This is a genomic window from Pseudomonas citri (genome assembly GCF_025336485.1).
Classification (GTDB): Bacteria; Pseudomonadota; Gammaproteobacteria; order Pseudomonadales; family Pseudomonadaceae; genus Aquipseudomonas; species Aquipseudomonas citri.
Window position 1 is genome coordinate 167,850 of sequence record NZ_JAODAB010000007.1, and the last position, 26,200, is coordinate 194,049.

Below are 26,200 nucleotides of genomic sequence, written 5' to 3' on the forward strand. Positions count from 1 at the left end.
TCAGATACTGCGTTTGCGCGTCAGCGTCGGGATCTTCCTCATGGGCACGTCGACACGTTGCACCTGCCCGACCGCAGCAGCCACCTGGGCCAGGGTCGGCTGGCCGAACAGCACCCGCACATCGGCCTCCATGCCCTCCTTGCGCATGCGTTCGATCAGGCTGACAGCCAGCAACGAATGCCCACCCAACTCGAAGAAGTGGTCGTGGCGACCGACCCGCTCGACTTTCAGCAACTCGGCCCACAGCGCGGCGAGCCTCGTCTCCATTTCACCCTCGGGGGCTTCATAGAGGCGCAGGGAATACGCGCTGCTGTCGGGAGCCGGCAGCGCCTTGCGGTCGAGCTTGCCATTGGGGGTCAGCGGCAAGGTCTCCAACTGCATGTACGCGGCTGGCACCATGTGGGCCGGCAGTTGTGCTTGCAGATGGCTGCGCAGGGTTTCGATGTCGATCGTGTGGTGTTCGGTGAAATACGCCACCAGGCGCTTGTCGCCCGGCACGTCCTCGCGGGCCTGCACCACGGCTTCCTTCACTGCCTCGTGCTGGGCAAGCTTGGCTTCGATCTCGCCCAGCTCGATACGGAAGCCACGGATCTTCACTTGGTCATCGTTGCGGCCCAGGTATTCGATGTTGCCGTCTGGCAGGTAGCGGCCGAGGTCGCCGGTCTTGTACATCCGCGCATTTGGCGTATTGCTGAATGGATCCTTGAGGAAGCGTTCAGCCGTCAGGTCATCGCGATTCAGGTAACCCCGCGCGACACCCGCGCCGCCGATGTAGATTTCACCCGGAACGCCCAGCGGCACCGGTTGTTTGTGCTCATCCAGCAAGTAGAACTGGGTGTTCGCCACCGGCTTACCGATGTGCGCCGCAAAGCCCTCTTCCCGGGCCATCGAGACCCAACTCGAATAGGTCGTGGTTTCCGAGGGCCCATAGAGGTTGCACAGCCGCTTGACTGAAGTCTGTTCGAACAGCGCTTCCACCAGACTGCGCTTGAGCGCTTCGCCGGCCACGTTGACCGTGTCCACGCCTTCGCCCAAGCCACCCGATTCCAACAATGCCTTGAGCGCCGACGGCACGGTGTTGATCAGCGTGATGTCGTGCTCGCCCTGTTGCAGTTCCAGCACATTGGTCACGACCTCGATGCTGCCGCCACAGGTCAGCGGCGCGAAGCACTCGTAGACCGCCAGGTCGAAGTTCAGCGATGTCGAGAACAGGGTTTTCGCCAACGTCGCCGCATCGAACGAACGGTGCGCCCAGGTCAGGAAATTCACCGTGTTGCGGTGTTCGATCATCACGCCTTTTGGCAGACCGGTCGAACCGGAGGTGTAGATCAGGTAGGCCAGGTGCGAGGAAGTCAGCTCAGGCACCTGCGGGTTCGAGACGGATTCGTCCTGCCACAACCCGCTGTCCAGATCGATCACCGGCATCGACGCCCCGGCCAGCAAACCAAGGGTCGCCGCCTGCGCCAGCACCACTGCCGGCGTACTGTCTTCAAGCATGTAGGCAATGCGTTCGGCCGGGTAACCCGGATCCAGCGGCACATAGCCGCCGCCGGCCTTGAGGATCGCCAGCAAGCCCACGACCATGTCGAGGCCGCGCTCGACGCAGATCGCCACTCGTGAATCCGGTTGTACGCCCTGTCCACGCAGGTAATGCGCCAGGCGGTTGGCTCGTTCGTTCAGTTCGCGATAACCCACACGCTGCGCGCCATGGATCACTGCCACGGCGTCCGGCGTACGCTGCACCTGCTCCTCGAACAACCCATGAATGGTCTGCTGCTGCGGATATTCGGCTTCGCTGGCATTGAACGTCACCAACAGTTGCTCACGCTCCGCCGCCGGCAAAATCGACAACTGATGCAGGGGTGCCTCCGGCGTCGATTCAAGCATCCGCACCAGACCTTCCAGCGCCTGTTGCACATAGCCGCAAAGCCGCTGCGCGCCAATGCGTGCTGGCGTCATGACGGTAAAGCTGAAGCCTTCGCCCTGATCGTCCACCGACAACATCAACGGATAGTTGGTCCGCTCCTCACCACGAAGCACCTGGATGCCGCTCCACGCCGCCAGCGCCTCGGCCGAAGCCGTCGTGGCGGTGTGTCGATAGTTGAGCAAGGCACTGAACAACGGCGTCGGTGCCTCCACGCCGCTGCAACGTTGGGCCAGCGCCAGCGACGCGTGTTCATGGCCGAGCAATGCGGTCAACCGGGCGTGGGTCGCCTTGACCCCGGCCCGTACGCCTTGTGCCCCAAGGCTCACCCGCAACGGCAAGGTGTTGATGAACATCCCCAACGCGCGGTCGGCCCCTTCGCCGCCCTGCATCCGGCCGACCAGCACCGTGCCGAACACCACGTCGTCCTTGCCCGAAACCTGTCCCAGCACTTGCGCCCAGGCCAAGTGATAGAGGCTCGCCGCGCTCACCCCCAACTGACGGGCCTGGGCCCGCAAGCGGCGCCCCAGGTCGACTTCGACGGCCTGGCGGACTTCCTCGATGCCACTGCCATCGCCTTGTACATCCTGCAAGCCGAATGGCAGCGTCGGCTCTTCGACATCCTCCAGCATGTCGCGGAAGAACCGTTCATGGGCCTCGCGGCTCACCCCCAACCGGGCCTGGGCCACATAGTTGCGGTAGGGCACCGAGGCCGGCAACGCGTGTTGCTGGCCGAGCATGTGCGCCTCGATTTCCGAGACCAGCACGGCCAGGGACGTGACATCGTCCACCAGGTGATGGAACAACAGCATGCCCACCCAGCGTTGGTTCGCCGGGTCTTGCGCATAGGCAATCCGCATCATCGGCGCCTGGCGGATATCCAGGCGATAGTGCCTCGGGTCGAAGCGCTGATGCAGTTGCGCGGCAATGTCACCCGAGGCCGGGTCCAGTGCCACCGCTTCAACCACCAATGGCGCATCACGCCAAACCACTTGCATGGGCTCGGCCAGGCCTTCCCAGAGCACGCCGGTGCGCAGGATGTCGTGTCGAACGATGACCGCTTGCAACGCCTGGGCGAAACCTTCCAGGCGATTCAAGCTGTCGAAGGCAAACATGACATATTGCAGGTAGGGGTCACCTTGGGCGGCGGCGAGATGGTGATACAGAATCCCTTCTTGCAACGGTGCCAGGGCGTAGATGTCCTGGATATTGCTCGCACCGCCGGGCACGTTCCCAACCACCTGATCGATCGCCTGCTGGTCCAGCTCGGCCAGCGTCAGCATGTCCGGCGTGATGTGGGTGCAGCCGTCCGGGATGCCATTGGCCGGCACGACCACTTCCGTGTAGCCACCCGCCTCGGCGGCCAGCGCGGCCAGCGTCGGCTGGCCGAACAGGACCCGCACATCGACCGTCAGCGCCGCCTGGCGCATACGCTCGATCAACTTCACGGCTTGCAACGAATGCCCGCCCAGTTCGAAGAAGTTGTCGTGGCGACCGACCTGTTCGATCTGCAGCAAGTCCTGCCAGATCCGGGCTATCGCCACTTCGACCTCACCCTGGGGCGCTTCATAGGCACGGCTGATCAACGCCGATTGATCTGGCGCCGGCAGCGCCTTGCGGTCGAGCTTGCCGTTCGGCGTCAGCGGCAACGCCTCCAACCGCACATAGGCCGCCGGCACCATGTAGTCCGGCAGTTGCCCTTGCAGATGGGCCCGCAGCCCTTCGACATCCACCCCGGCCTCGGCGTCATGCACCGTGAGGTACGCCACCAGGCGTTTCTCCCCCGGCACCTCTTCCCGGGCCAGTACCACGGCCTCCTTGATCGCTTCGTGCTGGGCAAGCCGGGCTTCGATCTCCCCCAGTTCGATGCGGAAACCACGGATCTTCACCTGATCGTCGTTACGGCCCAGGTATTCGATATTGCCGTCCGGCAGGTAACGCCCGAGGTCGCCGGTCTTGTACATACGCGCGTTTGGAGCACGGCTGAACGGATCTTCAAGGAACCGCTCGGCCGTCAGTTCCGGACGGTGCAGGTAACCCCGTGCCACTTGCACCCCGCCGATATGAATCTCCCCGGCCACGCCCAGTGGCACCGGCTGGCCGTGGGCATCGAGCAGGTAAATGCGGGTGTTGGCGATCGGCTTGCCAATCGGCGTGCTGTCCGGGGTGTCGGCGCCCGAGCAGTCCCAGGCCGTCACGTCCACCGCCGCTTCGGTCGGGCCGTACAGGTTGTGCAACCGGGTGTGCGGCAGTTGTGCCTTGAAGCGCCGCACCAGATGACCCGGCAGCGCTTCACCGCTGCACATCACCTGGCGCAACCCGGCACAGCCGTCCGCCTCGCCATGGGCCAGGAACACGTCCAGCATCGACGGCACGAAGTGCAGCGTGGTGATGCCTTGGGCCTGGATCACCTCGCGCAGATAGGCCGGATCCCGATGCCCGCCCGGACGCGCCATCACCAGCCGCGCACCGCAGAACAGCGGCCAGAAGAACTCCCACACCGACACGTCGAAGCTGAACGGGGTCTTTTGCAATACCGCATCCGCGGCGCCCAGACCGTACGCGTCCTGCATCCACAGCAAGCGATTGACCACCCCGCCATGCTCGTTCATCACGCCTTTGGGCAGGCCGGTGGAGCCGGAGGTGTAGATCACATAGGCCAGGTGATCGGCCCGCAGGCCTTGCACCCGTGGATTGCCGGTCGGCTGCGTGGAGAAATCCTCCTCGTCAAGCACGATCACCCTGGCCTCGGTCGCGGGCAGGCTCGCCGACAAAGCCCCCTGGGTCAGCACGACCGTCGGCGCGCTGTTTTCCAGCATGTAGGCCAGGCGTTCGGCCGGGTAATCGGGGTCGAGCGGCACGTAGGCGGCGCCCGATTTCAGAATGCCCAGCAGCGCCGCGACCATCTCCACGCTACGCTCCACGCAGACCGCCACGCGGTCGTCCGGGCGGATGCCCAGGGCCAGCAGGCGGTGGGCGATCCGGTTGGCGCGCTGGTTCAGTTGCGCGTAGTTCAGTTGCTGCTCTTCGAACACCACGGCAACGGCATCGGCAGACGCCGCCACCTGCGCCTCGAACAGACCGTGCACGGTCTGCCCCTGCGGATAGTCAACGGCGGTGGTATTGAATGCTTCCAGCAGATGTTGGCGCTCAACGACCGGCATACGCTCGAGTTTGTACATGGGCCTGTCCGGCGCGTGTTCCAGTGCGGCAACCAGACTCTGCAGGGCCACTTGCATATAGCCACAGACACGTCGGGCACTGACGTGTGCATTCACCTGAACCGTCAGATTGAATCCTTCACCCAAGTCATCGACGCTCAATGTCAGCGGATAATTGGTCCGCTCCTCACTGGACACGACTTGCATGCCGCTCCAGGCCGACAGCAGCTCATCAGTCACCTGAGTCGCGCTGTGCCGGTAATTCAGCAGTGCGCTGAACAGAGGGGTTGGCGCGGCCACGCCGCTGCAACGCTGAGCCAGGGCCAGCGACGCGTGCTCGTGCCCCAGCAGGCCGGTCAACCGCCCATGAGTCATGCGGACCGCGTCACGCACACTCTGCTCATCCACCGGCACACAGACCGGCAAGGTATTGATGAACATGCCCAGCGCCCGGTCGGCCCCTTCGCCGCCCTGCATCCGGCCCAGCAGGACCGTGCCGAACACCACCGCTTTCTGCCCGGTTGCCATGCTCAAGACCTGGGCCCAGGCCAGATGGACCAAGCTCGCGGCACTCACACCGAGCAGCCGGGCCTGGGTCCGCAGACGAAGCCCCAGAACCTGATCGACCGCCTCGGTTACCTCCTCGATGCCGCGTCCGTCGCCCCGCACTTGCGCCAATCCGAAGGGCAGCGTTGGCTCATCGATGTCCGCCAGCATCTCGCGGAAAAACGCTTCGTGCTCCGCCTCGCTCATACCCAGGCGAGCCTGGGCCACGTAGTTTCGATAAGGCACGGCTTCCGTCAGTTGCCCGGCCTGGCCGGTCAAGTGCGCCTGCATCTCATGCTGCACCACCTCCAGCGCGGTATGGTCCAGCGCCATGTGGTGGAACAGCAAAATGGCGACCCAACGGTGCTGCACTTCGTCCTGGGCATAGACCAGATGCAGCATCGGCGCACAACGCAGGTCCAGACGGTAGTGTCGTGCATCGAAACGACTCACCAGTTGCGCGGCGACATCGCCGGCCGTGGCATCGGCTTCGAAGCATTCCGGTGCCAACAGCACCTTGCGCCAGACCATCTGCACCGGCTCGTCCAGGCCTTCCCAGACCACACTGGTGCGCAGGATGTCATGACGATCGATCACCACCTGCAACGCCTCGATGAACGCGTCGAGACGTTCGCGACTGTCGAAGACAAACTGTGACTGCAGCACATAGGGGTCGCCCTGTTCGGCGGCCAGATGGTGATAGAGGATACCTTCCTGTAACGGCGCCAGCGGATAGATGTCCTGCACATTGGACGCGCCACCCGGAACGGTGGCGACGATCCGGTCGATCGTCTCCTGGTCGAGGCTCACCAACGGCAGCATGGCCGGGGTGATGCGCCCACAGCCAGACTCGATGAGATTCATCGGCACCTCGACCTCCCTGCCATTGCCGATGGCCGCCGCCAGCGCCGCCAGGGTCGGCTGGCTGAACAGCACGCGCACGTCGGCGCTCAGGCCGGCCTGGCGCATGCGTTCGATCAGGGTCACCGCCAGCAGCGAGTGGCCGCCCAGTTCGAAGAAGTGGTCATGCCGGCCGATCTGCTCGACCTTGAGCACCTCGGCCCACAGTTGCGCCAGGGTTTGTTCCACTTCGCCTTGCGGGGCTTCGTATTCGCGGCTGGCGTAGGCCTCGGCGTCCGGCGCCGGCAGTGCCCGACGGTCCAGCTTGCCGTTGGCGGTCAGCGGGAAGGACGGCAGCACCACGAAGGCGCTGGGCACCATGTACTCGGCCAAGGTGCTTGCCAATTGGCTCCGTAGCGCGTGCACCGACAGGGTGACGTCCGCTTCGGCAATCACGTAACCCACCAGGCGTTTCGGACCGGCGTCGTCCTGCCGCGCCAGTACCACGGCGTCTTTCACGCCTTCGCATTGGCCCAGACGGGCCTCGATCTCGCCCAGTTCGACGCGGAAGCCACGGATCTTCACCTGGTCGTCGTTACGCCCCAGGTAATCCACCGTGCCGTCCACGCGCCAGCGCGCCAGGTCGCCGGTGCGGTAGAGCAACGCGGCCGGATCGGCACTGAATGGGTCGGTGACGAATTTCTCGGCGGTCAGTTCGGGACGGTTCAGGTAACCCTTCGCCACACCATCGCCACCGATGTACAGCTCGCCGGCCACACCCACTGGCACCGGTTGCTGATTCGTATCCAGCACGTAGACGCGGGTATTGCCAATCGGACGACCAATCGGAATACCACCCTCGCCCACGGCGGTGATTTCGTGGGTGGTGGTGAAAGTCGTGGCCTCAGTCGGGCCATAGCCATTGAGCAGGTGCTGCGGCGCGCCTTCTTTCAAGACACGACCAATCACCGCTGGATCCAGCACATCACCACCGACAATCAGGTAGCGCAGCTGCTTGAACACCGGCATCAGCCCAGCGGCGTACTGATGGAACAGGCCAGCGGTCATCCACAGCACGCTGACCGCTTGCTCGATCAACAACTTCGCGAATCGCTCCTGGGACAACAACACATCCTGCTCGACCACCACCACGCAACCACCGTTGAGCAGCGGCGCCCAGACGTCGAGGGTGCTGGCGTCGAACGCCGGGTTGGAAGCAAACGCCACCCGGTCCCGGGCGTTGAAATCGGCGTAGCCGTTGTTGATCACCAAACGGTTGATCGCCCGGTGCGGCACCAATACCCCTTTCGGCGTACCGGTGGAACCGGAGGTGTACATGATGTAAGCGACGGAATCACTGGATTGCATGAGCGCCGGGTCATGGCTGTGGCCCTGCGTCTGCAGCGCGTCCAGGTCGACACGACGGGTACGGACGGGGGCAGGTTCGTGGCTGAGGGTCAGCACGAAAGACGCCCGGCAATCCTCCAGCATGAAACGTTGGCGCTCCAGCGAGGCAGTACGGTCCAGCGGCACGTAAGCCGCCGCGCACTTGAGGATCGCCAGTTGACCGACCAGCAGGTCGATCGAACGTGGCAGCAAGATCCCCACGCAGTCATCTGGCTGCACACCGAGTCCGATCAGATGGTGGGCCAGGCGGTTTGCTCGTTCGTTCAGCTCGCCATAGGTCACCTGATGCTGCCCGTGCACGGCGGCAATCGCCTGCGGCAGATGGACAACCTGAGCTTCGAACAGCGCCAGGACGGTCTGTTCCTGCGGATAGGCTCGACGGGTGGTGTTGAAATCCACCAACAACTGATTGCGTTCGGTTTGCGGGAGGACTTCCACACGCTTGAGTGGGGTTTGCGGCGCCTGCTCCAGTGCCGCTACCAAGTGCTCCAGTGCAACGTTCATATAGGCACAGACCCGCGTTGCACCGATCTGCGGCACCGCCAGCGCCGTCAGGTTGAAGCCCTCTCCCAGATCATCCACCGACAGGGTCAGCGGATAGTTCGTACGCTCTTCACTGCCCAGGGCTTCCATGCCCTGCCACGCTGCCGTCGTATCCGCCGATACAGTACCGACTGCGCTGTGCCGGTAGTTCAGCAAAGCACTGAACAGCGGCGCAGGTGCCGCCACGCCACTGCAACGTTGTGCCAGGGCCAGTGAAGCATGTTCGTGACCAAGCAATGCAGTCAGCCGCCCATGGGTGCTCTTGATCCCGCTGTAAACGCTCTGTTCGTCCAGAGCCACCCGTAGTGGCAAGGTATTGATGAACATGCCCAAGGCTCGGTCGGTGCCTGTACCACCCTGCATCCGGCCCATCAGGACGGTGCCGAACACCACATCGTCGCGCCCCGACAAACGTCCCAGCACCTGCGCCCACGCCAAGTGATGCAGGCTGGCGGCACTTACCCCCATCTGCCGCGCCTGGGCCCGCAGGCGCAGGCTCAAGTCGATGTTCACTTCAAGCGTGGCGTCCTCGATACCGCGACCGTCCCCCTGCACCTGCTGCATGCCCAAAGGCAAGGTCGGCTCGTCGACATCGCCGAGCATTTCGTGGAAGAACGCCTCGTGCTCCGCCTCGCTGACACCCAGGCGCGCCTGGGCCACATAGTTGCGATACGGTATCGGCGCAGGCAACTGGTCGTGCCGGCCGAGCAGGTGCATCTGCATTTCCTGCTGCACCACCTCCAGCGCGGTATGGTCGAGGGCGATGTGATGGAACAGCAGCATCGCCACCCAACGCTGGTTGACCGGGTCATGGGCAAACCGCAGGCACATCAGCGGGGCCTGGCGGATATCCAGGCGATGGGTACGGGAATCGAAACGGGCCTGCAACTGGGCGGCCACATCGGCACCCAGTGCATCCATCGTCAGGTGCTCGACACTCAGCACAGCCTTGCGCCAGACCACCTGCACCGGCTGCCCCAGTCCCTCCCACAACACAGCGGTGCGCAAGATGTCGTGACGGTCAATAACATCCTGTAACGCCTGCACAAAGGCCTCAAGGCGCGCTTCGCTGTGGAATGCGAACAGCGCCTGCAACACGTAGGGATCGCCGCTTTGCGCCGTCAGATGGTGATAAAGAATGCCTTCCTGCAATGGCGCCAGCGGGTAGATATCCTGAATATTGCCAACGCCACCCGGCACGCTCGCCACGATCCGGTCGATGGCTTGCTGGCTCAGCGTCACCAGCGGCAACTGATCCGGCGTGATCCGCGCACAGTCTTCGGAAATCGTGTTGGCCGGTACTGCCACGTCATGTTGTCCATCCACTGCGGCGGCCAGCGCCCGCAACGTCGGCTGGCTGAACAGGACTCGCACATCCACCGACAACCCCACCTGGCGCATCCGTTCGATCAAGCTCATCGCCAGCAGCGAATGGCCACCCAGTTCAAAGAAGTTGTCGTGACGGCCGATCTGCTCGACCTTGAGCACGTCGGCCCAGATGCGTGCCAAAGCGATCTCGACCGGGCCTTGCGCAGCTTCATACTCACGACTCAGCCAGGCGCCTTGATCCGGCTCGGGCAAGGCCTTGCGGTCGAGTTTGCCGTTGGCAGTCAGCGGCAAGCTGTCCAGTCGCACGAAAGCCGTGGGCACCAAGGTGTCGGGTAAACGGGTTTGCAGATGGCTGCGCAAGGTTTCGATGTCGACCGCAGTGCGCCCGACGAACCAGGCCAGCAAACGTCCATCACGCACCAGCACCACCGCATCCTGCACCGCTTCGTGGCTGCTCAGCGCCGCTTCGATTTCACCCAACTCGATGCGCACGCCGCGCAGTTTCACCTGGTCGTCGTTACGGCCCAGGTATTCGATCGTGCCATCGGCCAGCCAACGGGCCAGGTCGCCGGTACGGTACATCCGCGTCTGAGGCACTTCGCTGAACGGATCATCGAGAAAGCGTTCGGCGGTCAGTTCCGGTCGGTTCAGATAACCTCGCGCGACACCCGCGCCACCGACATACAACTCACCGGCCACGCCGACGGGTACCGGAGCCTGGTGCGCGTCCAGCAGATAGACCCTGGCATTGGCGATCGGCCGTCCGATGTGCAGCACCTGCCCGACCTCGACCCGGCCGGAGGTGGCGACCACCGTGGCTTCGGTTGGCCCATAGTTATTGATCACCTCGAAGCTTTGCTCGTGGTTGAACTGACGCAAACGGTCACCGCCGATCAGCAAGGTACGCAAGGTCGGGTGTTGCAGGCCACGACTGAACGCATGCTCGGCCACCGGTGTCGGCAAGAAACTCACTTGCAACGGTTGCACCTGCCACCAGTCGAGCAGTTCCTCCAGGTTCGAGGACGGTGGCAGGTGCAGCGTTGCCCCCACACATAACGCGGGCCAGACCTCCCACGCCATGGCGTCGAAACCGAACCCGGCCACGCTCGCGGTATGGCTGTCGGCGTTCAGGTCGAACACCTCGGTGTGCCAGTGCACCAGGTTTTCCAGGGTCCGATGCTCCACCATCACTCCTTTTGGCTGGCCGGTGGAGCCGGAAGTGTAGATGACATAGGCGAGGTTCGCCGGGGTCAGCGTCAACAGTTGCGGGTTGCTGCCCGGTAGATGCAGCCAGTCGCCGCTGTCCAGGTCCACCATCGGCGCCGCACCCAGCAACTCCCGTGTCGATGCTTGCGCCAGTACCACCAGCGGCGCGCTGTCCTGCAACAGGTAGGCGATGCGCTCTGCCGGGTACGCCGGATCCACCGGTACGTAGCCAGCACCGGCCTTGAGGATCGCCAGCAGCCCCACCAGCATTTGTGGCCCGCGAGGCACGCAGATCGCCACGCGGTCGTCCACTTGCACGCCGAGGCCGATCAGGTAGTAGGCCAGGCGATTGGCCCGCTCGTTCAGCTCGCCATAGGTCATCTGGCACTGGCCGTGCACTACGGCAATTGACTGCGGCAGACGGGCCGCCTGGGCTTCGAACAGCGCGTGGACGGTCTGCGCCTGCGGATAGGCACGACGGGTGGCGTTGAAGTCCACCAGCAGCCGGTTACGCTCGGCTTGCGAAAGGATCTCCACACGGTTAAGCGGCGTTTGCGGCGCCTGCTCCAGCGCCTGCACCAAACCTTCGACCGCCGTCTGCATGTAGACGCAGAGACGGGTTGCGCCAATCTGTGCGCTCGCCTGCACCTCCAAGGCAAAGTCATCGGAGAAATCATCCACCGAGAGGATCAGCGGATAGTTGGTCCGTTCCTGCGCGCTCAGGGTTGTAATGCCCTCCCAGGCCTGGAGCACTTCCGGCCCGGGAACCTGGGCCGCACCAGCACTATGGCGGTAGTTCAACAGTGCGCTGAACAGCGGTGCCGGCGCCGCCACGCCACTGCAACGTTGGGCCAGGGCCAGGGAGGCATATTCATGACTGAGCAAGGCGCTCAACCAGGCATGGGTGCTTTTCACCCCGTCGCGCACGCTCTGCGCGCCCACGCCCACCCGCAGCGGCAGGGTGTTGATGAACATGCCCAGCGCCCGGTCCAGGCTTTCGCCGGCCTGCATGCGCCCCAGCATCACCGTGCCGAACACGACATCTTCACGCCCCGAGACGCGACCCAGCACCTGGGCCCAGGCCAGATGGAAGATGCTCGCCGCGCTGACGCCGAGCTGACGCGCCTGCACCCGCACCCGACGACTGAGTTCCGGGGTCAGCGGTTGGTGGTGCTCTTCGATGGCGCTGCCGTCGCCCAGCACATCCTGCTGGCCGAAGGGCAAGGTCGGTTCGTCGACGTCGCCCAGCATCTTGCTGAAAAAAGCCTCGTCGGTCTGGCGCTGGCCGGCCTGGCGGGTTCGTGCCACATAGTTGCGGTAAGGAATGGCCGGCTGCAATTGCCTGGCCTGCCCCATCAACCAAGCCTGCATTTCATCCTGCACAACCGCCAGTGCCGCATGGTCCAGGGCCATGTGGTGGAACAACAGCATCGCGACCCAGCGTTGATTGACCGGGTCTTCGGCGCACACCAACGACAGCAACGGTGCCTGGCTGAGGTCCAGGCGATAATGGCGAGGGTCGAAACGGGCTTGCAGTTGCGTCAGGACATTGCCGTCGGCCAGCTCGGTGCTGATGTCCGTTACGCCCAGTCGGGCCTCGCGCCAGACCACCTGGAGCGGTGCCTCCAGGTTTTCGCGGAGGATGGCGGTGCGCAGGATGTCATGACGATCGATCACGTGTTGCAGGGCATCGACAAAATCCCTCAGGCGCTCACGACTGGCGATGCTGAAATGCGCCTGCAAGACATAAGGATCGCCTTGGGTGGCGGTCAAGTTGTGATAGAGAATCCCTTCCTGCAAGGGCGCCAGGGGATAGATATCCTGTACATTGGCCGCGCCGCCCGGCACGCTGGCAACGATGCGGTCAATGGCCGGCTGGTCCAGCGTGACCAGTGGCAGCATCTCTGGCGTGATCCGTTCGCAGCCGACAGGGATGGCGTTGGCGGGAACCTCGACCTCGCCGGCCTTGCCAGCTTCATACTCGCCGCTGTTGATCAATTCGATCAGCGCGGCCTTGTGCTCGCGCAACAGGGCCAGCACCTCCGGCTCCTTCAGTGACTGTTTCCGGCCCCGTACAACGAGCTGATCGCCGTTGACCGATAGCTGTACGTCTTTTTCTTTTAATGTCGCCAACAGTTCGATCACACTCACAGGACAATCTCCATTGTTTCTGTCATTGCCGCGTATTCCGAGAGCGTGGGCTGCTCGAACAGCGTCCGTACATCCGCTTCCATGCCCTCCTGGCGCATCCGCTCCATCAGGGTGACGGCCAGCAACGAGTGCCCGCCCAGTTCGAAGAAGTGATCGTGACGACCAACGCGTTCCACGTTGAGGAGCTCGGCCCACAAGCGGGCCAGAGTGATTTCGGTTTCGCCGACAGGGGCTTCGTAGCCGCGGGTGATGACCGACGTCAGGTCCGGTGCCGGCAACGCCTTGCGGTCGAGCTTGCCGTTGGGGCTCAGTGGCAATGCGTCGAGACGCACGTAGGCCATCGGCACCATATAGGCCGGCAGGTGCGCCAACAGGTAGGCACGCAGCGCCTCGATGTCTGTCGTTTCGTCTGGCGAACAGGCGGTGAACCAGGCCACCAGGCGCTTATCGCCCGGCACCTCTTCACGGACCAGTACCACGGCTTCGTTCACCACTTCGTGCTGGGCGAGCCTGGCTTCGATCTCTCCCGGTTCAATGCGCAAACCACGGATCTTCACCTGATCGTCGTTGCGCCCCAGGTATTGCAGGGTGCCATCGGCCAGCCAGCAGCCGATGTCGCCGGTCTTGTACAGGCGGGCATCGGCCCGCTCGCTGAACGGGTCGACGATGAAGCGTTCGGCACTGAGCTGCGGCAGGTTGAGATAACCGCGTGCAACGCCGACGCCACCGATATGGATCTCACCGGGGACGCCCACCGGCACCAATTGGCCGTAACTGTCCAGCACATGCAATTGCATGTTGCGGATCGGCCGACCGATCGGAATCGAACGGTGGCGGTAGGTTTCCAGACTGGGATCAACGGTGTGCCAGGCAACCACGTCGCTGCACTCGGTCGGCCCGTAGCTATTGATGATCACCGGCCGTGGCAGCGGCAGTTTTTCCAGCATGGCTATCTGGATCGGCTCGCCACCCAGGACCACCCGTTTCAGGCAGCTCAGGGCCTCGTGCCGGTCGGCATCCACCAGTGCGTGGAAGGCGCTGGGGGACATGTTCAGGTGGGTGATGCCCGCCTCGGCGATCTGGACGACGATGGCGCTTGGGTTGAACGGTTCTTCGGCCAGGTGCAACGAGGCACCGACCATCAGCGGGGCAAGGATGTTCTTCTGAGTCAGGTCGAAGTTATAGGACGAGGCCAGCAACACCGCATCGCCAGCGTGGAACGCCAGGTCGTCGAGGTACCAGTCCAGCAGGTTGCGCAGGCCGCGATGTTCGACCATCACGCCTTTGGGCAAGCCGGTGGAACCGGAGGTGTAGATCACGTAGGCCAGGTGGTCCGGCGCCAGGTCCGTCACCTGCGGGTTGTGCTCCGGTTCGGCTTGCCACTCTCCGGTATCCAGGTCGATCAGCGGCACCGGCCCATGAGACAACAGCCCGCGGGTCCCGGTTTGCGTCAGTACCGCAACCGGTGCGCTGTTTTCCAGCATGTAGGTCAGACGGTCGGCCGGGTAAGCCGGATCCAGCGGTACGTAACCCCCACCGGCCTTGAGCACTGCCAGCAGGCCGACCACCATGTCCGCGCTGCGCTCGACACAGATCGCCACCCGGGAATCCGGCTGTACACCCTGCTTGCGCAGGTAATGCGCCAAGCGGTTGGCCCGGGCATTCAGTTCACGAAAGCTCAGTGACTGGTGCCCCTGCACGACGGCAACGTCATCCGGCGTACGCAGCACCTGGGCCTCGAACAGCTCATGAATGGCCGCTGCCGACGGCGCAACGACTTCAGCACAATTGAATTCATCCAGCAGTTTGCGGCGTTCGCTGCACGGCAGGATAGACAACTGGTGCAGCGCTGTATCCGGCGTCTGCTCCAGCATCCCGATCAGGCTTTCCAACGTCTGGTGCACATAGCCACAGATACGTTGTGCCCCCATCTGTGGCGGGGTCATCACCGTGAAGCTGAACGCCTCGCCCTGGTCATCGACGTTCAAGGTCAATGGATAGTTGGTGCGTTCTTCGCCGCTGAGCACCTGGATACCGTTCCAGGCCGACAATGCTTCGGTCGTGGTCAGAGCGCCGGTGTGGCGGTAATTGAGCAAGGCACTGAACAACGGCGTCGGTGCCTCCACACCACTGCAACATTGGGCCAGGGTCAATGACGCATGTTCGTGACCGAGCAATGCGCTCAAGCGTGTATGGGTCGCCTTCACTGCCGCACCAACACCGATTTGCCCCAGGCTCACCCGCAACGGCAAGGTGTTGATAAACATCCCCAACGCCCGGTCGGCGCCCTCGCCGCCCTGCATCCGGCCCACCAGCACAGTACCGAACACCACGTCGTCCTTGCCCGATACCTTGCCCAGCACTTGCGCCCAGACCAGGTGATACAGGCTCGCCGCGCTCACACCAAGCTGACGGGCCTGGGCCCGCAACCGACGACTCAGGTCCCCGTCGACGTCCTGGCGGAGCTCTTCGATGCCGCTGCCATCGCCTTGCACATCCTGCAGGCCGAACGGCAGCGTCGGCTCGTCAACATCCCCGAGCATCTCGCGGAAGAACTGCTCATGGGCTTCGCGACCGACACCCAGCCGCGCCTGGGCCACGTAGTTACGGTACGGCACCGAAGCCGACAAGCGCTGCCCCTGGCCGAGCATGTACGCCTCGATTTCCGCGGACAACACCGCCAGCGAGGTGGCATCGTCCACCAGGTGGTGGAACAGCAGGATACCCACCCAGCGTTGATTTTCCGGGTCTTGCGCATAAGCGACGCGCATCAGCGGTGCCTGGCGGATGTCCAGGTGATAGTGCCGTGGATCGAAACGCTGGTGCAGTTGTGTAGCGATATCGCCGGCCGTCGGGTCCAGAACAACCGGTTCGACCTGCACCTGTGCGTTGCGCCAGACCACCTGTACCGGCTCGTCCAGACCTTCCCAGAGCACAGCGGTGCGCAGGATGTCGTGGCGGGCAACGACCGCTTGCAACGCCTGGGTGAAACCTTCCAGGCGCGTGAAGCTGTCGAAACCGAACAGCACATACTGCAAATAGGGGTCACCCTGGGCTGCCGCAACGTGGTGATAGAGAATCCCCTCCTGCAACGGCGCCAGGGCATAGATGTCCTGCACGTTGGCGACGCCACCGGGCACCGTTGCGACGATCCGGTCGATGGCGTCCTGGTCCAGGTCGGCCAGGGGCAGCATGTCCGGGGTGATCCGTGTGCAACCGTCCGGAATCAGGTTCACCGGCACCACGACTTCCGTATGCCCGCCGACCGCAGCGGCCAACGCGGCCAGCGTCGGCTGGCCGAACAGCACCCGCACGTCGGCGCTCAGGCCGGCGTGACGCATACGCTCGATCAACTTCACCGCCAGCAGCGAGTGGCCGCCCAGCTCGAAGAAATTGTCGTGGCGACCGATCCGCGCCAGGTCCAGCAAGTCTTGCCAGATCCCGGCGATGGCTGTCTCTACCGGTCCTTGCGGCGCTTCGTACTCACGGCTCGCCACCGCCGACTGATCCGGCGCCGGCAAGGCCTTGCGATCCAGCTTGCCATTGGTGGTCAGCGGGAAGGCTTCGAGCAACACGAAGGCGCTCGGCACCATGTATTCCGCCAGCGAACCCAGCAACTGCGTGCGCAGGTCGGCAGCGGATGGCTGCGCCCCTTCCTTAGCGATCACATAAGCCACCAGGCGCTTGTCGCCCGGTTCGTCCTCGCGAGCGATCACCACCGCTTCGCTGACACCCTCGCAAACCGCCAGCGTCGCTTCGATCTCGCCCAGCTCGATCCGGAAGCCGCGGATCTTCACCTGCTCGTCGTTGCGTCCCAGGTATTCGATGCTGCCGTCAGCCAGCCAGCGCCCCAGGTCACCGGTCTTGTACATCCGCGCGTTCGGCTCATCGCTGAACGGGTTATCCAGGAAGCGTTCGGCGGTCAGTTCCGTGCGGTTCAGGTAGCCACGCGCGACACCGGCCCCGCCCACGTACATTTCCCCCACCACGCCCACCGGCACCGGCTCACGCTGGGTGTCGAGTACGTACAGTTGCAGGTCGGGAATGCGCCCGCCAATCGGGCTGACCCCGACCAACTGGACATCGGCCGCCTCCAGTGCGCGATAGGTCACGTGCACGGTGGTTTCGGTGATGCCGTACATGTTCACCAGTTGCGTGCCGGCGTTGATGGGCCGGGCGTACCACGGCTTGAGGATGCCGGTTTCCAGCGCTTCGCCGCCGAAGATCACCTGGCGCAGGCTGTGGCTCAGGTCGCTTTCGCCCTGGGCCGCGATCAACTGGCGGAACGCGCTCGGTGTCTGGTTCAACACCGTGACACCGGTCTCGCACAGCAGTTTGTAGCAGTCCTGCGGCGAGCGGCTGACCAGCTGAGGCACCACCAACAGGCGGCCGCCATGGGTCAGCGCACCCCAGATTTCCCAGACCGAGAAGTCGAAGGCGAAGGAATGGAACAGCGCCCACACGTCCTGCGGGCCGAAGTCGAACCAGGCCTGGGTGGCCGAGAACAGCCGCGCGACGTTGCGGTGCTCGACCATCACGCCTTTGGGCAGGCCGGTGGAACCGGAGGTGTAGATGACGTAGGCCAGGTGCGAGGAGGACAGCTCCGCTATTTGCGGATCGGCAACCGACTGATTGTCCAAGCCAGGGCCATCAAGATCGATGACCCGCGCGGCTTCGTCGGCCAGCAGTGCCCGGGTCGCGGCATGCACCACGATCACTGCGGGGTCGCTGTCTTCGAGCATGTAGCCGATGCGTTCTGCCGGATAGGCAGGGTCCAGCGGCACATAGCCGGCACCGGACTTGAGGATACCCAGCAGCCCGACGATCATGTCCAGGCCCCGCTCGACGCAGATCGCCACCCGGTCATCCGGACAGATACCCAGGGCCAGTAGCCGATGCGCGACCTGGTTGGCGCGGGCATTGAGTTCGCCGTAGCTCAGCGTCTGCTCTTCGAACAGCACTGCCACGGCGTCGGGTTGCCGCGCCGCCCAGGCTTCGAACTGCCGGTGGATCAACGCGTCATGCTCATACGCGCGGTCCGAACCGTTCCAGGTCTGGAGCAACTGTCGACGCTCATCCGGCGACAGCACCGACAGGCGCCGCACAGGGGTCTGCGGCGCCTGCTCCAGCGCCTCGATCAGGCTGCGCAACGCCACCTGCATGTAGTCACAGATGCGTTGGGCACCGATCCGCGATTCGACCTGGGCCGTCAGGCTGAAGCCTTCGCCCAGGTCATCGACGTTCAAGGTCAGCGGATAGTTGGTGCGTTCTTCGCTGGACAGCAGTTGCATGCCGCTCCAGGCCGACAACGACTCATCCGTCACCTCGACCGAACTGTGCCGGTAATTCAACAGGGCACTGAACAGCGGCGTCGGCGAAGCCACGTCGCTGCAACGCTGGGCCAGCGCCAGCGGGGCATGTTCATGCCCCAGCAAGCCGGTCAGCCGGGCGTGCGTGGCCTTCACGGCGTCACGCGCGCCTTGCTCATCCACGGGCACGCAGATCGGCAAGGTGTTGATGAACATGCCCAGTGCGCGGTCAGCCCCGTCGCCGCCCTGCATCCGCCCCAGCAGCACCGTGCCGAACACCACTTTTTCCTGACCCGACGCCAGGGCCAGCACTTGGGCCCAGGCCAGATGGACCAGGCTGGCAGCACTCACCCCCAGTTGCCGGGCCTGAGCCCGCAAACGCAAGCTCAACGCGTCATCGACGAATGCCTTCACTTCCTCGATGCCACGACCATCGCCCTGGACCTTCGCCAAGCCGAACGGCAGCGTCGGTTCGTCGATATCGCCGAGCATCTCGCGGAAAAACGCTTCGTGTTCTGCCTCGCAGGCTCCCAGCCGCGACTGCGCCACGTAGGTGCGGTACGGCACCGCTTCGGTCAGGTGCCCCAGCTCACCCATCAAGTGCGCCTGCATCTCGTGGCACACGACCTCCAGCGCCGTATGGTCCAGCACCAGATGGTGGAACAGCAAGGTCGCCAGCCAGCGGCCGTTGGTTTCATCCTCTGCGCAGGCCAGATGCAACAGCGGCGCCTGGCGCAGGTCCAGACGGTAATGCCGCGCATCGAAGCGGGACGCCAGTTGCGTGGCCACGTCGCCGACCGTGGCGTCCACCTCCACGTACTCCGGCACCAGCACCACCCGACGCCAGACCAGTTGCACCGGCTCGTCCAGGCCTTCCCAGGCCACGCTGGTGCGCAGGATGTCGTGGCGATCGATGACCTGTTGCAACGCTTCGACAAAGGCATCGAAACGCTCACGGCTGTCGAAGGCGAACTGCGATTGCAGTACGTAGGGGTCGCCCTGCTCGGCGGCCAGGTAGTGATAAAGAATGCCTTCCTGCAACGGCGCCAGCGGGTAGATGTCCTGCACATTGGCCGCGCCGCCCGGTACCGTCGCCACCAGGCGATCGATGGTGTCCTGGCTCAGCTCGACCAGCGGCAGCAGTTCAGGGGTGATGTGTTCGCAGTCCAGCGGAATCAGGTTCGCCGGAACCGTGATCTCCTTGCCGCTGCCCACCGCCGCCGCCAAGGCGGCCAGGGTCGGCTGGCTGAACAGCACGCGCACGTCGGCGCTCAGGCCGACCTGGCGCATGCGCTCGATCAGCGTCACCGCCAGCAACGAGTGGCCGCCCAATTCGAAGAAATGGTCATGCCGGCCGATCTGCTCGACCTTGAGCACCTCGGCCCACAGTTGCGCCAGGACCTGTTCCACTTCGCCTTGCGGGGCTTCGTATTCACGGCTGGCGTAGGCCTCGGCGTCCGGCGCCGGCAGCGCACGGCGATCCAGCTTGCCGTTGGCGGTCAGCGGGAAGGACGGCAGCACCACGAAGGCGCTGGGCACCATGTAGTCGGCCAGCGATGCCGCCAGTTCGCTGCGCAGGTCATGCACTGACAAGGCGAAATCGTTTTCAGGGATGACATACCCCACCAGGCGTTTCGGACCGGCTTCGTCCTGCCGTGCGAGCACCACAGCGTCTTGCACGCCCACGCACTGGCCCAGACGGGCCTCGATCTCGCCCAGCTCGATACGGAAGCCACGGATCTTCACCTGGTCGTCGTTACGGCCCAGGTAATCCACCGTGCCATCCGCGCGCCAACGTGCCAGGTCGCCGGTGCGGTAGAGCAACGCGGCCGGATCGGCAATGAACGGGTCGGCGACGAATTTCTCGGCGGTCAGTTCGGGACGGTTCAGGTAACCCTTCGCCACGCCATCGCCACCGATGTACAACTCGCCCGCCACACCCACTGGCACCGGTTGCTGATTTGCATCCAGCACGTAGACACGGCTGTTGCCAATCGGACGACCAATCGGAATACCACCCTCGCCCACGGCTTGGATTTCGTGGGTGGTGGTGAAGGTCGTGGCCTCAGTCGGGCCGTAGCCATTGAGCAGGTGCTGCGGCGCGCCTTCTTTCAAGACACGACCAATCACCGCCGGATCCAGCACATCGCCACCGACAATCAGGTAACGCAACTGCTTGAACACCGGCATCAGCCCGGCGGCGTACTGATGGAACAGGCCAGCGGTCATCCACAGCACGCTGACTGCTTGCTCGGTGAGCAGCGCGGCAAACCGTTCCTGGGTCAGCAATACGTCCTGTTCGACCACCACCACGCAACCGCCGTTGAGCAACGGCGCCCAGACATCGAGGGTGCTGGCGTCAAAGGCCGGGTTGGAAGCGAACGCCACCCGGTCCTGGGCGTTGAAATCGGCGTAGCCGTTGTTGATCACCAACCGGTTGATCGCCCGGTGCGGCACCAGCACGCCCTTCGGCGTACCGGTGGAACCGGAGGTGTACATGATGTAGGCGACCGATTCGGCGCTCTGGAGCAACATCAGGTTATCGGACGACTCGTCCAGCACGACGCTGTCCAGATCCACGCGCAACGTGGCTTCAGGCGCGACAGCGCCGTTCAAGGTCAGCACCACCCGCGCCCCACTGTCCTGCACCATGAACTGCTGGCGCTCCAGAGGTGCGCTGACATCCAGCGGCACATACACCGCCGCGCACTTGAGCACCGCCAGTTGGCTGACCAGCAATTCGACCGAGCGCTCCAGCGCAATCGCCACGCAATCGCCCGGTTGCACACCCAGGCCGACCAGATGATGGGCCAGGCGATTGGCGCGACGGTTCAACTCGGCATAGCTCAGGCTTTGTGCATCGTGCACCACCGCCGTCGCATCCGGACAGGCCAACACTTGTGTCTCGAACAGGCCCTGGACGGTCGTGTCCTGTGGGTACTCACGTGTGGTGGCGTTGAACACCTCCAGCAACTGGTGACGCTCGACCGACGGCAGGATCGCCAGACTGTTCAACGACGTCTGCGGCGCCTCTTCCAGCGCTTGCACCAATTGCTCCAGGGCGATGTTCATGTAGCCACAGACCCGTTGCGCGCCGATCTGCGGCACGGCCAGGGCGGTGAGGCTGAAACCTTCGCCCAGGTCGTCCACCGACAAGGTCAGCGGGTAGTTGGTGCGTTCTTCATTGCTCAGGGCCTCGATGCCTTCCCAACCGGCCAGGGCGGTAGCCTGCCCATGCACGGCACTGTGCCGATAGTTGAGCAAGGCACTGAACAGCGGCATCGGTGCAACCACGCCGCTGCAGCGTTGGGCCAGGGCCAACGAGGCATGTTCGTGACCCAACAGGCCGGTCAGCCGCGCGTGGGTCTGTTTCACGCCGCCGCGCACGTCTTGTGCACCCAGGCTCACCCGCAACGGCAAGGTGTTGATGAACATGCCCAACGCACGGTCGGCCCCCTCGCCGCCCTGCATCCGCCCCATCAGCACCGTGCCGAACACCACGTCGTCCTTGCCCGATACACGTCCCAGCACTTGCGCCCAGGCCAGATGCACCAGGCTGGCGGCACTCACCCCAAGCTGACGGGCCTGGGTACGCAGCCGCAGGCTCAACGCCGCGTCTACAGGCTGCCTGGCCTCCTCGATATCCCGTCCGTCACCCTGCACATCTTGCAAGCCGAACGGCAATGTCGGTTCTTCCACGTCGCCTAACATCTCGGTGAAGAAGCCTTCGTGCGCTGATTCACCCTCCCCCAGCCGGACCTGTGCCACGTAGTTACGATAAGGCACCGCCGCGCTCAACGCGTCGACGTCGCCCAGCAAGCGCGCCTGCATCTCGTGCTGCACCACCTCCAGCGCCGTGTGATCGAGCGCCATATGGTGGAACAACAACACCGCCACCCAACGTTGATGAGCCGCATCCTCTGCAAAGACCAGGCGCATCATCGGTGCCTGGGTGATGTCGAGACGGTAATGCCGTGGGTCGAAGCGCTGCTGCAACTGGGTGAGGATGTCGCCCGCCGCACCGTCGAGGACAACTTCCTCAAGCGGCAGTTGCACTTGGCGCCATACCACTTGGACCGGCGCATCGAGACCTTCCCAGACCACCGCCGTGCGCAGGATGTCATGGCGGTCAATGACGTGTTGCAGTGCATCCACGAACGCCGTCAACCGGTCACGACTGTGCAGGGCAAAGGCAGCCTGCAACACATACGGATCACCCTGTTCAGCCGCCAGGTGGTGATAAAGAATGCCTTCCTGCAACGGCGCCAACGGGTAGATGTCCTGCACATTGGCCGCGCCGCCCGGCACCGTCGCCACCAGGCGATCGATCGTCTCCTGGCTCAGCTCGACCAACGGCAGCAGCTCTGGGGTGATGTGTTCGCAGTCCAGCGGAATCAGGTTCGCCGGAACCGTGATCTCCTTGCCGCTGCCCACCGCCGCCGCCAATGCCGCCAGGGTCGGCTGGCTGAACAGCACGCGCACGTCGGCACTCAGGCCGGCCTGGCGCATGCGCTCGATCAGCGTCACCGCCAGCAACGAGTGACCGCCCAATTCGAAGAAGTGGTCGTGCCGACCGATCTGCTCGACCTTGAGTACCTCGGCCCACAGTTGCGCCAGGGTTTGTTCCACTTCGCCTTGCGGGGCTTCGTATTCACGACTGGCGTAGGCCTCGGCGTCCGGCGCCGGCAGCGCACGGCGATCGAGCTTGCCGTTGGCGGTCAGCGGGAAGGACGGCAGCACCACGAAGGCGCTGGGCACCATGTAGTCGGCCAGCGATGCCGCCAGTTCGCTGCGCAGGTCATGCACCGACAAGGCGAAATCGTTTTCAGGGATGACATAGCCCACCAGACGCTTGGGACCGACGTCGTCCTGCCGCGCCAGCACCACGGCGTCTTGCACACCCACGCACTGACCCAGACGGGCTTCGATCTCGCCCAGCTCGATACGGAAGCCACGGATCTTCACCTGATCGTCGTTACGCCCCAGGTAATCCACCGTGCCGTCCGCGCGCCAGCGCGCCAGGTCGCCGGTGCGATAGAGCAACGCGGCCGGATCGGCGCTGAATGGGTCGGTGACGAATTTCTCGGCGGTCAGTTCGGGACGGTTCAGGTAACCCTTCGCCACGCCATCGCCACCGATGTACAACTCGCCCGCCACACCCACTGGCACCGGTTGCTGATTTGCATCCAGCACATAGACGCGGGTATTGCCAATCGGACGACCAATCGGGATACCGCCCTCACCCACGGCGGTGATTTCGTAGGTGGTGGTGAAGGTCGTGGCTTCGGTCGGACCATAACCGTTGAGCAGATGCTGCGGCGCGCCTTCTTTCAGCACGCGCCCGATCACCGCCGGATCCAGCACATCGCCACCGACAATCAGGTAGCGCAGTTGCTTGAACACCGGCATCAGCCCGGCGGCGTACTGATGGAACAGGCCGGCGGTCATCCACAGCACGCTGACCGACTGCTCGGTGAGCAGCGCGGCAAACCGTTCCTGGGTCAGCAACACGTCCTGCTCGACCACCACCACGCAACCGCCGTTGAGCAACGGCGCCCAGACATCGAGGGTGCTGGCGTCAAAGGCCGGGTTGGAGGCGAACGCCACGCGGTCCTGGGCGTTGAAGTCGGCGTAGCCGTTGTTGATCACTAGGCGATTGATTGCCCGATGTGGCACCAGCACGCCCTTCGGTGTACCGGTGGAACCGGAGGTGTACATGATGTAGGCGACCGATTCGGCGCTCTGGAGCAACGCCAGGTTATCGGACGACTCGTCCAACACGACGCTGTCCAGATCCACGCGCAACGTGGCTTCAGGCGCGACAGCGCCGTTCAAGGTCAGCACCACCCGCGCCCCACTGTCCTGCACCATGAACTGCTGGCGCTCCAGAGGTGCGCTGACATCCAGCGGCACATACACCGCCGCGCACTTGAGCACCGCCAGTTGGCTGACCAGCAGTTCGACCGAGCGCTCCAGCGCGATCGCCACGCAATCGCCCGGTTGCACACCCAGGCCGACCAGATGATGGGCCAGACGATTGGCCCGGTGGTTCAACTCGGCATAGCTCAGGCTTTGTGCATCGTGCACCACCGCCGTCGCCTCCGGACAAGCCAACACTTGCGCCTCGAACAGACCCTGGACGGTCTTGTCCTGCGGGTAAGCGCGCGCGGTGGCGTTGAAGCCCGCCAACACCTGCTCGCGCTCGTCCTGCGGCAGCACGTCCAGACGGTCCAGCGACAGCGCCGGACTGTCTTGCAGGGCCGAAGCCAGGCTTTGCAGCGCGGTCGCCATATAGGCACAGACCCGTTGCGCGCCCATGCCGGCCAGCGCCTGGACCGTCAGGGTGAAACCGTTACCCAGGTCATCCACCGACAGCATCAATGGATAGTGCGTGCGGGCTTCGCCGTCGAGGGTCTCGATGCCTTGCCAGGCCAGGCGGGTATCGTCGGCATCGACCTGTTCACTGGAGTTACGGTAGTTCAACAAGGCACTGAACAATGGCGCCGGCGCCGCCACGCCGCTGCAACGTTGGGCCAGGGCCAACGGGGCGTGTTCATGCCCCAGCAACGCGGTCAATTGCCGATGGACCGCCTTGAGCCCGACCTTGACACCCTGGTCGCCCAGGCTGACGCGAAGCGGCAAGGTGTTGATGAACATCCCCAAGGCGCGGTCGGCCCCCTCGCCGCCCTGCATCCGCCCCATCAACACCGTGCCGAACACCACGTCGTCCTTGCCCGATACACGTCCCAAGACCTGCGCCCAGGCCAGATGGCAAAGGCTCGCCGCCCCTACGCCCGCTTGCCGCGCCAGGCGACGCAGGCGAGCACTCAGCGCGTCGTCGAGCTGCCAGGTGGCTTCTTCAAGATCACCGCCATCGCTCGGCACCTGCCCCAGCCCGAAGGGCAACGTCGGTTCGTCCACATCGCCCAGCATCTGGCCGAAGAAGGCTTCATGCTCGTGCTGGCTCACGCCCAAACGAGACTGTGCCACATAGTTACGGTACGGTACGGCGGCGTCCACCGGGCCGTCCTGCCCGAGCAGGTACGCCTGCATCTCGCGTTGCACCACCTTGAGCGTCGCATGGTCGAGAGCGATGTGATGGAACAGCAGCGTCGCGACCCAGCGCTGGTTGGGCTTGTCTTGCGCGAACGCCATGCGCATCAGCGGCGCCTGGGTCATGTCCAGGCGATAGTGACGCGCATCGAAACGCTGATTCAGCTGTTGGACGATATCCCCGTCCCGCGGGTCCGGCACCAGCTCTTCCAGGCCCAGCCGTGCTTCACGCCAGACCACTTGCTGGGGCTCGTCCAGCCCCTCCCAGAGCATCGCGGTACGCAAGATGTCATGGCGATCCACTACCCGTTGCAAGGCCTGGACGAAGGCGTCGAGGCGCTCGCGGCTGGCGAACGCGAACCGGGTCTGAAGCACATACGGATCGCCCTGTTCGGCCGACAGATGATGGTAAAGAATGCCTTCCTGCAACGGTGCCAGCGGGTAGATGTCCTGCACGTTGCGCGCGCCACCCGGCACCTTGGACACGATACGGTCGATCGCGTCCTGGTCCAGGTCGGTCAGTACCAGCATGTCAGGGGTGATCCGCGCGCAGTCGGATGCAATCCGGTTGGCCGGCACCACGACTTCGCGGCCGCCACCCACCGCCGCTGCCAGCGTCGCCAGGGTTGGCTGGCCGAACAGCACGCGCACGTCGGCACTCAGACCGGCCTGGCGCATACGTTCGATCAGGCTCACGGCCAGCAGCGAATGACCGCCCAATTCAAAGAAGT

At 64.2% G+C, this 26,200-nt stretch carries 2 protein-coding genes (1 of these 2 running past the window's edge); both read right to left on the bottom strand.

Features of this window, described 5'->3' with window-relative positions; genetic code table 11:
- Positions 1 to 13,107 (bottom strand): non-ribosomal peptide synthetase, encoded by a 13,107-nt coding sequence (locus N4Q37_RS11170; protein ID WP_260957914.1) that lies wholly within the window; start codon positions 13,105 to 13,107, stop codon positions 1 to 3.
- Positions 13,104 to 26,200, bottom strand: the end of a protein-coding gene (locus N4Q37_RS11175) for a non-ribosomal peptide synthase/polyketide synthase (RefSeq protein WP_260957916.1). 15,967 nt of this gene lie beyond the right edge of the window; the window shows 13,097 of its 29,064 coding nt (coding positions 15,968-29,064); its start codon lies off the right edge, out of view; its stop codon occupies positions 13,104 to 13,106. Before N4Q37_RS11175 ends, N4Q37_RS11170 begins: the two co-directional genes overlap by 4 nt.